We start from the raw sequence: 13669 nt of genomic DNA, 5'->3' as shown, positions 1-13669 counted from the left end.
TCCTGCATTTCGTCGCGGACCCGTCGGCCCGGGCGCGGTCGCCGGCCCGGCGCGGCCGACCCGCGTGCCCGTGACAGGCCCCGGGCACACGGGAAAGGGCCCCGGATCGCTCCGGGGCCCTTCCGCGTGTGCTGAGCGTCAGCGGGTTTCGATGCGCTCGTGCATGTTGTCGGCCTTGTACTGGAAGATGCCGATGGACGCCTCGGTCGGGTCGCCGTTCTCGTCGAACGTGACCGGGCCGGAGTAGCCGTCGTAGTCGGCCGTGCCGCCGTCGAGGATGATGTCGGCGCACTCGGCGAACGAGCTGCACTTCTCCCCCTCGCCGGAGCCACCGGAGACCTCCTGCAGCTTCGCTGCGATGTCGGCACCGTCCGTGGAGCCCGCCGCCAGGGAGGCGAGCGCCAGGAGGATGACGGCGTCGTACGACTCGGCGGCGTACGAGAAGTCCGTGAGCTCCTCGTTGCCGTCGGCGGTCCAGGCGTCGTTGAGGCGGCCCTGGAAGTCGTCCTCGAGCACCGGACCGGGCGTCGTGCCCTTCGCGCCCTCGAGCGAGACCGACACGTCGGCGCCCCACTGCTTGAGGTTGCCGTCCACGAGGTAGAAGTTCGCCGCGTCCTGACCGGCGTTCACCAGCAGCGGCGCGATGGTCGCGAACTGGTCGAACGTGATCAGCACGATCGCGTCGGGGTTGGCCGCCGAGATCGTCTGGACCTGAGCGTCGAACTGGCCGTCACCGTCGTTGTAGGACGCCTCGGCCACGACGGTACCGCCGGTGGACTCGAAGACCTCCTTGACGACGGCGCGCAGGCCGGTGCCGTACGCGTCGTTCTGGTACAGGATGCCGATGTTCTTGTGGCCGTCCTCGGCGACGAGGTTGCCGAGGACCTCGCCCTGGAGCAGGTCGCTCGGGGCGGTCCGCCAGTAGAGGTCGTCGTCCGGCCACTCGGTGAAGTCCGGCGAGGTGTTCGCGGGCGAGAACGTGATGACGCCGGCGGACACGTTGGAGTCGAGGAACAGCTTCGTCACACCCGACGCAGCGGCGCCGATCATCGCGGAGACTCCCGCGTTCTGCAGCTTCGGGACCGTGGTCTCGAACGCCTTGTTGTCGGCGTCGCCCGAGTCACCCGGAGTCAGGTCGATCGTGAGGCCCTTCGCGGCTTCGTTGACCTCCGTGACGCCGAGCAGGACACCGGCCTCCTCGGGCGGGCCGAGGAACGCGAGGCTGCCCGTCTGCGGCAGCACAGTGCCGATCTTGAGGGTCAGGTCCTCTGCGGGAGGCGCATTGGTCTCGCTGGGCTCGGCGGTGGTTCCCCCACCGGCGCACCCCGCGAGCAGAACCGCACTGACGGCGACGACGGCGATGCCGCCGAGAGCCTTGCCAGCACGCGAACGTGTAAAGACGCTCATGTTGCTCCTTGCTGTGTTTGGACACGGGTGGCTCGGGCGCCGCCCAGTGGGACAAACCTAACCAAGTCCACGTCTCGCGAGTGTTGCGTCTCGTTAACGATGTGTAACGGAGGTGAATCGTTACCTTGCGGTCCCGAGCACGGGGCGACGCGCGTTGCGCAGGGAGTCCACCATGAGCACGACGAGGGCGAGCCACACGAGCCCGAACCCGATCCAGCGCTCGAGCGGCATCGGCTCCTGCATGATCCACGCGCCGGTGATGAACTGCAGGATCGGCGCGACGAACTGGAGCATCCCGATGACGGTGAGCGGGGCCCGCCGTGCGCCGGCTGCGAAGAAGAGGAGCGGCGTGGCCGTGACGGCGCCGGCGAGCAGGAGCAGGACGGTGTGCCATCCGCTCACCTGCCCCATCGTGAGGCCCGCGGTCGTCGCGACGACGATCAGCTGGATGACGGCGACCGGCGCGAGCCACAGCGACTCGAGCGTGAGGCCGCTCACGGCATCCACGGAGGGACCGATCTGCTTCTTCACGAGACCGTACGTGCCGAAGCTGGCGGCGAGCGTCAGCGCGATCCACGGGAACGCGCCGTAGCCGACGATGATGACGATCACGGCCGCGACGGAGATGCCGATCGCGACCCATTGGGCGACCCGCATGCGCTCCTTCAGCACGAGGACGCCCAGCAGCACGGTCACGATCGGGTTGATGAAGTACCCCAGGCTGCCCTCGATCACATGGCCCGTGAGCGTCCCGATGAGGAACACCTGCCAGTTCACGTAGATGAGGAGGCCCGCGACGATCGTCCAGAGCACGAGCCGCCGGTTGCGGAGGATGGCGAAGAGCTTCGCCCAGGTGCGCGTGATCGTCAGCAGGATGGCGCAGAAGGCGAGGGAGAGCAGGATGCGCCACGCGACGACCTCCCACGGCCCCGTCGGCGTGAGGGCCAGGAAGTACAGGGGCATGAAGCCCCACAGGAAGTACGCCGAGAAGGCGTAGACGCCGCCGAGGGTCTGCTCGCGGGCGGATTCCTCGGGTGTCATGGGTCCAAGACTAGAACGGTCATGACTGCGCCGCGTTCACCGCGGATGCGGGATCCTGCCGTCCTCCGTCCGCAGACTGCCAGGCCGGAGACGCGGAAAGGCCCGGATGCCGAAGCATCCGGGCCTCCCGGAAAACGCGCGGACGCGAGATCAGCGGACGACGACCGCCAGGACATCGCGCGCCGACAGGACGAGGAACTCGTCCGCACCGAACTTGACCTCGGTGCCGCCGTACTTGCTGTAGAGCACGCGGTCGCCGACGGCGACGTCGAGCGGAACGCGGTTGCCGTTGTCATCGATACGACCCGGACCCACTGCGATGACCTCGCCCTCCTGGGGCTTCTCCTTCGCAGTGTCGGGGATGACCAGACCACTGGCAGTGGTCTGCTCGGCCTCGACCTGCTTGATGACGATGCGGTCCTCGAGCGGCTTGATGGAAACCGACACGGTCTACCTCTTTCTTGCTTCAAGACTGGTTAGCACCCACACACTGAGAGTGCTAACGGCAAGTCTAGAGCGCGACTGGCACTCTCGCAACGCGAGTGCCAGCCATCCCCCCGGACGCACTCCCACCCCTCCCCCTAATCCCCCCTCGGCACCGCACCCCCAACCCCCTAATCGAGGATCTGCTGGGGGATCGGCGTATCACCCCTTCCCTCCCACGCTCCTGCGGAGTAGGAAGTATCGCGGGGGCCGGCAAGAAGGAGGACCCGCGTCGAAGCGGGTCATCGGGGAACGTCGTGTCGGGTCGAATCATGCATCTAGCTGTCGATGTGGGGTCATCGCAGATCGCTGCCGCGGTCGCCGTCATGGACCCGGCGGGCCTCTCCGTGCGGAGCGTCCGGCTCGGGCAGAGAACCGACACCGCATCCTCGGCGATCTTCGTCACCGAGGACGGGCTCCTGCACGGCGATGCAGCCGAGCGGCGCGGCGTCGGGCAGCCGGCGCTGTTGCTCCGCGACTACAAGCGCCGGGTGGGGGACCCTATCCCGCTGGCCGCCGGGGGCCGCCGGTTCGCACCGCAGGAGCTGTTCGCCCGCGCGGTCGAGTGGGCGGCGACCACCGCGCAGTCATCGGAGGGACTGCCCATCGAGACCCTGACCGTCACGGTCCCGGCGTCGTGGGGGACGCATCGCCGCGACGCGATCGGTCGCGCCCTCGACGACTGCGGGCTCGGGGAGGTCGCACTGCTGTCCGAGCCGGAGGCAGCGGCGCGGCACTACGCGGCCGCCCACCCCCTGACGCCCGGCGCGGTGCTCGCGGTCTACGACCTCGGGGCGGGGACCTTCGACGTCACGTTCGTGCGCATCGGCGACGGGGAGCAGGTCACGGTCGTCCACACGACCGGTCTCGACGACCTGGGCGGCGCCGATTTCGACGACGCCGTCATGGGCCACGTCCTGGCGTCCTCCCCCGCGGTGGGGGCGGCCTCGGCGGTGGGGCTGGCGGCGCTGCGGCGCGAGTGCGTCGCCGCGAAGGAGGCCCTCTCCTTCGATGCGGAAGCGGTCATCCCCGTCCTGCTGGGCGCTGGGGGCACCGTGCGGCTGATCCGCAGCGAGTTCGAGGGGATGATCGAGCGTCATATCGCCCGCACCATGGACGTGTTCGCCCGCGCCCGGCTCGCGTCCGGCGTCGCCGACGACGACGTCGAGGCCGTCCTCCTCTCGGGTGGGTCGAGCCGCATCCCCCGCGTCGCCCAGCTGCTCTCCGAGTGCTTCGACCTCCCGCTGCGAGCGGATGCCGATCCGAAGGCCGTGGTCGCGCTCGGCGCGTCCCGCGCGGCCGCCGCCGCGGCGGCGGCTCGCCCGGCGGCTGCGTCGATCGCGGACGAGTCGACCACGACCGACGATGCCCGGGCGCCGCTGAGGGCGCTCGTGCCCGCGCTCCGCGCCTCCGTCCCGTCGCGCTGGCGGGGGGTCATCGGCGCGACGGCCGCGGCCGCGATCGTCTCCGGCGGCGTCGCGTTCGGCGCGTCGGTGGCATCCGGTGTCGATCGCACCGACGCACGGCTCCACGCCGCCGGCGCCGTCACCGCGGTGGCGGACGGTGCCGAGCTCGGCCCGTGGGCTGTGCCGTGGCGGACCGTCGACGAGGACGTCGCTGCCCGCACCGCACCGGTCGAACCGATCGCCGCGCCGATCGCCGCGCCCGACGTCCCGACCGCCGAGTCGCCGCGCGAGCCCGCTCCCGCGCCACGCCTGCTCCCCGACGTGCGCCGATCGAACCCGGCCGAGCGACTGGGCGCAGGGTTCCGCCCGCCGCCGGCGAATCCGAAGGCGGGGCAGGTCGGCCAGCCTCCCCTCAAGCCGGTCGCACCGGCCCCCGGCGGATCGACCCCCGGTCAGCCCGTGCTGACGCCCGCACGGTCGGTGCCCGCACCGGATGTCGCCGCGCCGGCGAGTCCGACCCCCGCCCCCGCGCCCACGCCGGCAGCCACCGAGCCACCCGCGACGCCCGAGCCGGACCCGGCACCCGCACCCGACCCGGCACCGGACCCGGAGCCCACCGCCGAACCGCAACCGGATCCGCAGCCCACGCCCGAGCCCGAACCGGAGCCGACTCCGACACCCGAGCCGGAGCCGACTCCGACACCCGAGCCGGAGCCTTCCCCGACGCCTGAGCCCACGCCCCAGCCCGGCCCCGAGGTGCCGCAATGACGAGGCCGCCCGAGGACGACCCCAGGGAGACACCGCCGGCCCACGTCACGCGGCTCGCAGCGGTGGCCGCGGTCCCGCGCCGGCACCGGCCGGCCGATGCACTGGTCGCCCACATCGTCGACGAGGCGCTCGCCGACCTCCTCGCCGGCGATGGCCCCATCCGCGGCGTGGTGGTCGGCCCCTCCGGATCGGGGAAGTCGGCGACGCTGCGCGGCCTGCGCGCCGTGCTGCGCAGCCGCGGCGTATCGGTCACGGCGGGCCCGCGCCCGCACTCCGCCCACGCCGTCGTGATCGACGACGCCGATGGGCTGGACGCCGATGAGGCCCGCGCCCTGCTGGACCTCGCCGCCGATCAGACGACGGCGATCGTCATCGCACATCGCCCCGGTCCCGCTCCCCACGTGCAGCTGCTCGCCGCAGAGCTCGAGAAGAGTCGCCCGCCCGTTCTCCTCGGCGAGGTCGACGACGCCGCCGTCACGGCCGCCGCGGACATCCACCGTGCATGCGCGGAGGGGATCGTCCGGCTGACCGACGGTGTCACGTGGCTCGCCCTCATCGCCGCGGACGCCCATCACGAGGCGGAGTGCGCGGGGCCCGCCGACCACCACAGCCTCTCGCGCCGCCTGCGCGCGCACATCGCGCACCGCCTGGACTCCCTCGACGCCGACGTCCGCAGCGCGATCGAAGCGCTCTGCGTGTTCGCGCCCGCGGAGATCTCGCGGCTGGATCCGCCGCGCATCTCCTGGGACGAAGCCATCGCCGCCGGCTACGCCGCGGGTCTCCTCTCGCAGAATGGGCGGCCCCCCGTGGCGGTGCGCGACGCCGTCCGCACCCTTCTTCCCCCGCATCGTCTCACCGAGCTCGTCGCGCGGGCGATGGTGGATGCCGAGGCCGGCCACGAGCGCTGGGGCGGCCCGGCATCCGACTCCCTCGGCGCACGACTCGCCGCTCGCGGCGACCGGGAGCGCCTGACCGAGCCCACCCGCGCGATCGCCCTGTATCGGGAGGCCGTCGCCGCCGGCGCCGACCCCGTGCCGCTGGCGGGGCGATACGGTGTGGCCGCGATGAACGCGGGGGACGTCGAGGGCGCCGCGGCATGCTTCGACGACATCCTTTCGCACCCCGATCACCCGGCACTGGCGGACGCCGTCGACGCGACGCACGCGATCTGGGCTGCGCGCGGCAGCCTGCAGGCGACCGCGGGAGCGCTGCTGCCGCCGGCCTCGCCGGTCTCCGCGGCGCGCACGGCGCTCGCCCAGCTCGGTGTCGGCGAACGGCCCGAGCCGGCCGGGCGCACGGCGGCCCGCCCGCGCGACACTCTCTCGATCGCTTCGGCGGCACTCGCGTCCGCGGTGCGCGATTCCCTGGGCCACGACACCGAACGAGCCGTGGACGACCTGGTCCACGCCTCCGAGCTGTACAGCCTGACGCACTCGGACTTCCCGCTCGTCGAGCCGCCCGCGGTGGTGGCGGCGCTCGCGGCGCTCGGATCGGGGAGACCGGCGGTGGCGTCAGCGGTCCTCGACGCGGCGATCCAGGCCGGCCAAGCCGGACCGTGGGCGCGTCGTCGGCTGCTCCTGTGGCGGGCCTGGACGCATATCCACGGAGCACAGCCTGACGACGCCCGGTCGATCCTGGATCGCCTGGCCGCGGAAGGGGGCGCGGCGACGCCGCGCGACCGCCTGATCGCGGCGGCCTGCGAGACGGCGCTGGCTCGTCGGTACGCGAATACGGCCACGCTCATGGGCGTCTTCCGCGACGCCTCTCAGCATCTCCTCCGGCAGCGGTTCGATCTGTACCTGCATCCCCTTCTCGGGGAGCTCATGCTGGCTGCGGCCCGCGTCGGCGCCGCGTCGGCCCACCTGCACATGCGCGAAGCGCAGGCGACGCTCGACCGGCTCGGGAACCCGCCGCTGTGGACGCCGCTGCTGCACTGGAGCGGCGTGCAGCACGGCATCCTCACCAACCGGCCGGAGCTGCTCGTGCCCCACGCGCGCGCCCTGCTCGCTGCGGCACCGCACAGCGGTTTCGCCGCGCAGTTGGCCGAGGCCGGCCGGATCTGGACCGAGGTGCTGGCCGGACGGGTGGACACCATGGCGGTCGAAGCAGCCGCACACGCGCTCGCGCGGGACGGCATGGCATGGGACGGCGCGCGCCTGGCCGCCCACGGCGCCGCGCGCTCGTCCGATCGTCCGTCGTACACGCAGCTGCTGGCGTGCGCGCGCGAGCTCCACCCGCGCCAGCTGCTCCAGCCCGAGGCCGACCGGCCCGAGCCGTTCGGGGATACCGGCGATGGGACGCTGCTGAGCGCTCGCGAGGTCGAAGTGGCCCGGCTCGTGTTGCAGGGCAGGACATATGTCGAGATCGGGCAGACGCTCTTCATCTCGCCCCGAACCGCCGAGCACCACATCGCCCGCATCCGTCGCCGCCTCGATGCCACGTCCCGATCGGATCTGCTGACCAAGCTCCACCACGCGCTCGGTGCGCAGCCGCCGTCCGACAAGGAGGGTGTCGCATGAGCGCGCCGCACAGGGGCCCAGCCCCTACCGAAGCCCCGCAGCGGAGGGGGACCTCCCCGATGCCTTCCACCGCCGACATCCCTAACGTGGGAGTGTCGGCCAGCGACTCGAAGGAAGCCTCATGAGCACCGTGATCTCGACCATCGCGAACGCCCTGATCGAATTCATCCTCAGCCTGCTCCGCGATCCGGACACGGCTGCCGAATTCGAGGCCGATCCGGAGGCCACCCTGACGAACCGGGGCCTGGACGGGGTCAGCTACGCCGACGTGTGCTCGGTGCTGCCGCTCGTCTACGACCACCCGAGCGTCGTGCAGCGGAGTGACCCGACGCCGGCCAGCACCCCGCCGCCGGTGAGCCCCCGGCCCTCCGTCGAGGAGCATTCGAACATCATCCGCGAGCTGCAGAACGTCATCAACAACAACTCCTACATCACGAACAACGCCACCGTGCTCGATCAGTCGGTGAACCAGAACATCTGGGCCGAGGGCGATGTGATGCAGCTGTTCGACAACGAAGCGGTGATCGCCAGCGGGGAGGGATCGACCGCCGCCGGCAACGATGTCGTCTACGACGACAGCACGGACTCCTCCACGACGATCGTCGCCGGCGGGGATGCCACGGTGGACAGCACGTTCGACTCCACGACCATCACGGACTCGTACAACCAGGCCACGGATTCGTCGGCCACGGACAACTCCACGACGACGGAGATCACCGACTCGACCGTGACGGTCGAGGCCACGGCCCCCGCCGCGGCGGCCGCGCCCGCACCCGAGCCCGCAGCCGAGCCTGCGCCCGCGCCCGAGCCGCTCGTCGAGTCCGAGCCGTTCGTGGACGAGAGCGCGGCGATGGTGGAAGCGGCCCCGCTGGACGACCCGCTGGCGGACGATGAGTACTGAACCGCGTGTGCCGGTCGGCCGCCTCCGCACGACACGCGACCAGCCCGACCGACCGGCCCTGACGACACGGAACCACGCACCCGTCGTGGCCCACGTCCCGCCACCGCTGTCGGTGCGCGCCAGCCAGCTCCTGTGGATCCTGAGTCTCGCGGCCGGGGGCGTCGGCGTGGGTTACGCGTTCATCGTGCGGAAGGATCTTCTCGATGTGATCGGCGAGCGGGTGCTGGCGATCGATCCCGGCCGCGCCGAGGAGACCGTGACCCTCACATCCGACATCCTCTACTGGTCGCTCTTCGGCGGTCTGGTCGCCGTGCTCCTGGTGCAGCTGGTGTTCCTGGTGTCATTCGCCAACCGCCGACCGCGTGCGCGCTGGTGGCTGTTCGGCAGCATGCTGCTGCACGGCGGACTGCTCGTGGTGGCCGTGGAGTTCGCGGCGCTGGAGACCTCTGCCGAGCCCCTGAGGCTCATCCTGCTCGCCGAGCTCGGTCTCGCCGCGCTCGGTCTGCTGGTCTCCCTCATCCCCGCCGCGCTGCGGTGGACGGCCCGCGGAGTCGACATCCGCCGCGGCCCGGAGGCCGTCGGTACCGGCGACCTCTGACAGGAGTCCCTCCAGGGTCCGGACGACCTCGCCGCACACGCGGGCCGCCGCCCGCGTGGTCGAGGGCGACTCCAGCCGGGCCCGCCAGTCGGCGAGCAGGGCTTCGCTCCGCGCCCGCACCTCCTCCCGGTCGGCTCCCGCCCTGAGGCCGAGCCGTTCGGCGGCCTCCGTGCCGTCCGCGCCGAGGAGGCGCTCGAGTTCTCCCGCCACCTCCACCGGGAGGGCGAGACCCTCCGTGCGCGCTCGAGCCAGCAGTTCCAGTTCCCGCAGCTCGTGGGACGCGGCCATGATCCGCTCGATCCCCTCGGCGATCGGCGCAGTGCCCGGCCGGGGTTCTTCGGCGAGGAGCGCCTCGAGCCCGGCCACGACCGCGCGCACTTTGAGGGCGGCCTGCCGGGCCCGGAACTGCTGACGGATCGCCCCGCGGAGCTCCTCCAGCCCGCTCTGCAGCACGAGCTGCTCGGAGAGCTCCTGCGCGGACCGCGCGCCCCCGCGCACGAGCGACATCGCCAGACGGATGCCGGAGACCCCGAACCGGTCGATGAGACCCCGCCGCGCTGCGGAGTCGACCCCATCGATGACGTCGTTTCCGACGAACCGGTCCACCGACAGCAGCAGGGAGTCCCGCCGTGCGCGGTCGAGGTGCGCGAGCGACCGCACCGCAGCGAACTCGCCCTCTCGGAGGGTCCGGGCGGTCTCGGCGAGCAGGCCCGCGACCGGCAGGACGGTGAGGGCGAGGACGCGCATCCGAGGGTCGGCGCGATAGCGGTCGGCGATCTTGCGCGCAGACAGGAGGGCGTCGATGCGGCCCGCGCCCACCTCGTCGGCGCGGGAGAGGACCGCGATGGCGTTCACGGTGTGCGCGGAGCCCGCAGCGGTATCCCGGAACGATTCCAGGAACGTGAGGTCCGACGGATGCACGTGGCGCATGAGGTAGATGATCGCGTCCGCGTTCGAGGCGCCCTCGGTGGGCGTGAGGAAGGACACGGTCCGTGCCGCGATGCGCTCGGACACGGACTCGATCCCCGGGGTGTCGATCAGGACCGTGGATCTCAGGCCCGCCGATGGCCAGCGGACGTCGATCCGCTCGACCTCATCGACACCCGTGCCGCCCAGGTCGAAGGCGAGCCGGCCGTCGGTCCGGCGCACCGCGAGCCGCTTCGCCGACCCGTCCGACAGCAGCGCGGAGACGGCCGGGGTGTCCCCGTACCGGTACCAGGTGATCGCGCGCGTGCACTCGCCCGCGTCGGTCGGGGCGATGCGCTCACCGAGGAGCGCGTTCAGCAGCGTCGACTTCCCGGCTTTGACCATGCCCGCCACCCCGAGCCGGAGCGGTTCTCGAAGCCGCTTCCCCCATTCCTCCAGGAGCGCAGCGCTCCGCGGGTGGTCGCCGTAGACCTCCGCCGCGACACGGACGAGGCCCGCCGCGTCGTCCAGGAGCGCCATGTTCACGCGCGCCTCGCGATGCTGGGCCGCTCGCCCGTGCCCGCGGCGCTCGTGACCGCGGGCAGCGCCTTTCTCAGCTCCGTGAGCGCCTGAGCGTGCTGGCGGAGCTGCTCCAGTCGCACGTCGCGATCCTTCGTGTAGACGCTCGCCGCCTGACGAGCGGCATCGGCGGCGGCCGTGAGCGAGCGGTGGATCTCATCGGCCCGTGCGCCGAAGTGGTCGCGCGTCGCCCTCTGCACCACGCGAAGGCGGTCGCGCAGCTGCTTGCCGACTTGGAAGGCCACCTCGTCGATGTAGCGACGCACGAGGTTCTTCGCTTCGGACTGCCGCCGCGAGAGCCGGGCCTGCTTGTCCTCGCGATAGGCCCGCCGCCCCACGAGAACGCCCGCGAGGAGCGACAGCGGATTGAGCACCGCCATCCCCAGCACGCTCGTGGCCAGCCCGACCATCAGCACTCCGCCGTACGAGCCGCGGACGCCGATGTAGATCTTCTCCGCGGCCGACAGGGGTGCGGCATCCATCCCGGCGATCTCGTCGACGGGGTCGAGCACACCGGTGATGTCGCTCACATCGATGTCCGGGATGTCGTGCTCGCCCTCGAGGAACTGCGCAGCGACCTCCTGGGTCAGCCATTGCTGCCTCTCATTCGTCCAGATGAACGTGTCCGCCACCGCCTCCCCGACGCGTTCGTCCAGCCACTGGGAGAACTCGTCCCAGATCGGTGAGGGGTCGCCTTCCTCGATCGCCTCTTCGGCCTGGCGCTGCACGCGACGGAGGCGGTCGCGCAGGTCGTGCTCGGTGTCGGCGATCAGGTCGGCGATGCCGTCCGTGAGGATCACCTGCCAGCGCGAGGATCGGCTGCGGAAGTCCTCCGCTTGCTGACGTGCGGATTCGAGTCGAGCGATGAGCTCGGGGGTCTGCTCCGGATGCTGCAGAGCGTGCTGCTCCGACTGCACCGCCATGGCCAGCTGATCGACCACGGACGCGAGGTCGAGCGCGGCCGCGCGGCGCTGCAGGTCGTCGGCGGGCGCCACCACCTCGCGCCGGAGGTGCTGGACCAGGGCGGGGAACCCGGACTCGTCGTTGAGCCCCGCGTCGTTCGTCGCACCGGCGGCCAGCCGCAGATCGCTGGAGACGGCGAACACCGGGATACCGCCGAGCGAGGAGAGGTGCCCCCGGTCGATCTCCTCGATGCGGCGCCAGTGCGGGTAGACGTCCGTCTTCGAGAGGACCGCCGAGACCTGCGGCGAGATCCGCAGCGCCTGGCCCATCAGCCGAAGCTCGGATGCCGTGTACTCCTGGGAGGCGTCGGAGACCAGCAGCATGGCGCTCGCCCCGGCGAGGGCGGAAAGGGTGGCCAGGGCGCGGAAGGACTCGACGTCCCCGACGCCCGGCGAGTCGACCAGCCGGAGGCCGCCCTTGAGGATCTCCCGCGGCAGCAGGACTTCCGCGCCGACGACCTCCTCGCCGTCGAACGTGGCGGGATGACTCGTGATGTGCTCCGCCACATCGTCGAGCGGGACCTCCCGGCGGGCGACCTCGCCGCCGGCCGTCGCGCGCACGAGCAGGGCTGCGGATGGCGTCTCACCGTAGGCCACGACCGTGGGAACACGGGTGGCGACATCGTCGTCCACGGGGCACGCGGGCGCGCCGACGAGGGCGTTGATGAGCTTGCTCTTCCCCTGCTTGTACTCCCCCACCACCAGGACGCGCACGTACGGGTCCAGCAGGCGCGCACGGGTGTGCCGGAGCCGATCCGCGAGGTCTTCCCGACCCGCCGCGCGACTGAGCGCCGCCAGCGTCTCCGAGTAGCGCACGAGCTCGGCCGTCTCCCGTTGCGACGCCTCGTCGGTCGTGGCGTCCGTCGTCGGTTCAGCCATGGATACTCATTCCGCTGTCCACGCCGTCGCGGACGCCCCCGCGGCCAACGTAGCTGTTCGACACGCACGCCTCAAGAGCCGGCGATCGGGTCGCGACGCGACCAGCGCCTCGGGTGGTGGCCACCCGGGGCGCTGGTCGGTGAGGCGGTTGCGAACGTTCAGAACGTGTCCACGTCCGTCTCAGTGTTCGTCGCTCCTCCATCGACGATGTCCGCGTCGTCGCCCGACGTCCAGATGCTGCTCGACTCGTCGTTCCACGACTGCGTGTTGGTCATCGTGGGGGCGAACTCCTCGTTGAACGAGTCGTTGAACGTTTCGGAGATCGTCGTGGTGACGCTCTCGTCCACCGAGCTGTTGTCGGTGTTGTAGGAGCCCAGGGTGTTCGTCAGCTCGTGGTTGAACGAATCCATGATCTCCGTGTGCAGGGAGTTGTCCGTCGTCGAGTTGTCGACCGCGCTGTTGTACGACCCGAACGTGTTCTCGATCGTCGTCGTGTTGCCGATGTGCGCGTCCCCGCCGATCGTGTAGTCCACCGAGTTGTCGACGGAGCTGTCGAAGACGATGTCGCCTCCGGCCGCATTGGCGTTCGGCGCCGTCGCAGCGATGGCGGACGAGGCCGACTCCAGCCCGACGTCTCCGCCGGCGTTGACGTTCGCGTTGACGGACTGGTCGATCACGGTCGCGTTGCTGCTGACGGACATCCCACCGCTCACCGTGCCGAGCCCGGCGAGGGGCGCGCCGGCCGCGGCGCCGCTGAACATGTTGCCGTACTCCCGGATGCCGGCGTTGACGGAGTTGTCGTTCGCGGAGTCGTGGATCGAGTTGTCCTGGTCGTAGTCCATGTGCTGGTTGTACGAGCCGTGGTTCTGCGAGTCGTTGATCGAGTTGTCCGAGTTGTCGGAGTTGTCCGAGTTGTCGGAGTTGTCGGAGTTGTCGGAGTTGTCCGTCGTCGAGTTGTCGGAGTTGTCCGTCGTCGAGTTGTCGGAGTTGTCGGAGTTGTCCGTGTACGAGTTGTCCGAGTTGTTCGCCTAGCCGTTGACCGAGTTGTCCGAGTTGTCGGAGTTGTCGGAGTTGTCCGAGTTGTCGCTGTTGTCGGAGTTGTCGGAGTTGTCCGTCATCGAGTTGTCGGAGTTGTCCGAGTTGTCCGAGTTATCGGAGTTGTCGGAGTTGTCCGAGTTGTCGGTGTACGAGTTGTCCGAGTTGTTCGCCCACCCGTTGAC

The 13669-nt window shown here is 71.0% G+C and carries 10 protein-coding genes; 3 read left to right on the top strand and 7 right to left on the bottom strand.

Going from position 1 to position 13669, the window contains the following annotated elements; translation table 11 throughout:
* Positions 1-138: 138 nt before the first annotated feature.
* From BR85_RS14510 to groES, 3 genes are all read right to left on the bottom strand, one after another.
* A complete protein-coding gene (locus tag BR85_RS14510) occupies positions 139-1407 on the bottom strand; it encodes an ABC transporter substrate-binding protein (RefSeq protein ID WP_028497281.1) in 1269 nt (422 codons plus the stop codon).
* A 120-nt stretch (positions 1408-1527) separates the two neighbouring features.
* Positions 1528-2448 carry an EamA family transporter RarD gene (gene rarD / locus BR85_RS14505; protein WP_028497280.1) on the bottom strand — a complete coding sequence of 307 codons (921 nt, stop codon included), beginning with the start codon at positions 2446-2448 and terminating at the stop codon, positions 1528-1530.
* A gap of 150 nt (positions 2449-2598) precedes the next feature.
* Positions 2599-2895 carry a co-chaperone GroES gene (gene groES / locus BR85_RS14500; RefSeq protein ID WP_028497279.1) on the bottom strand — a complete coding sequence of 99 codons (297 nt, stop codon included), beginning with the start codon at positions 2893-2895 and terminating at the stop codon, positions 2599-2601.
* A 308-nt stretch (positions 2896-3203) separates the two neighbouring features.
* Here groES and BR85_RS15050 point away from each other — a divergent pair, with 308 nt between their 5' ends.
* The 3 genes from BR85_RS15050 to BR85_RS14485 all read left to right on the top strand — a co-directional run bounded on the left by BR85_RS15050 (position 3204) and on the right by BR85_RS14485 (position 8525).
* Positions 3204-5105, top strand: coding sequence for an Hsp70 family protein (locus BR85_RS15050; protein ID WP_081782842.1), 1902 nt, complete (start codon positions 3204-3206; stop codon positions 5103-5105).
* Entirely contained in the window at positions 5102-7624 is a 2523-nt protein-coding gene (locus BR85_RS15045) for a helix-turn-helix transcriptional regulator (protein WP_092897039.1), read from the top strand. The genes BR85_RS15050 and BR85_RS15045 overlap by 4 nt, the downstream gene beginning before the upstream one ends.
* Positions 7625-7745: 121 nt before the next feature.
* A complete protein-coding gene (locus BR85_RS14485; protein ID WP_051526429.1) occupies positions 7746-8525 on the top strand; it encodes an IniB N-terminal domain-containing protein in 780 nt (259 codons plus the stop codon).
* Positions 8526-8865: 340 nt separating this feature from the next.
* Here BR85_RS14485 and BR85_RS14480 read toward each other — a convergent pair whose 3' ends face one another.
* The 4 genes from BR85_RS14480 to BR85_RS15580 all read right to left on the bottom strand — a co-directional run.
* Positions 8866-10569 (bottom strand): dynamin family protein, encoded by a 1704-nt coding sequence (locus tag BR85_RS14480; RefSeq protein WP_081782841.1) that lies wholly within the window; start codon positions 10567-10569, stop codon positions 8866-8868.
* A gap of 2 nt (positions 10570-10571) precedes the next feature.
* On the bottom strand, positions 10572-12449 hold the full coding sequence (locus tag BR85_RS14475) for a dynamin family protein (protein WP_051526428.1): 1878 nt from the start codon (positions 12447-12449) through the stop codon (positions 10572-10574).
* A 158-nt stretch (positions 12450-12607) separates the two neighbouring features.
* The gene (locus BR85_RS15040) at positions 12608-13291 is read right to left on the bottom strand and encodes a hypothetical protein (protein ID WP_051956225.1); all 684 of its coding nucleotides are present in this window, start codon (positions 13289-13291) and stop codon (positions 12608-12610) included.
* Positions 13292-13477: 186 nt separating this feature from the next.
* The coding region (locus BR85_RS15580; protein WP_197057199.1) for a hypothetical protein at positions 13478-13669 on the bottom strand (192 nt) is incomplete at its 5' end.

The sequence above is a fragment of the Microbacterium sp. UNCCL10 genome, assembly GCF_000746195.1.
In the GTDB taxonomy this organism is placed as follows: domain Bacteria; phylum Actinomycetota; class Actinomycetes; order Actinomycetales; family Microbacteriaceae; genus Microbacterium; species Microbacterium saccharophilum.
Note: the sequence above shows the minus strand (reverse complement) of the source record. Positions and strands in the feature narration are given on the sequence as shown.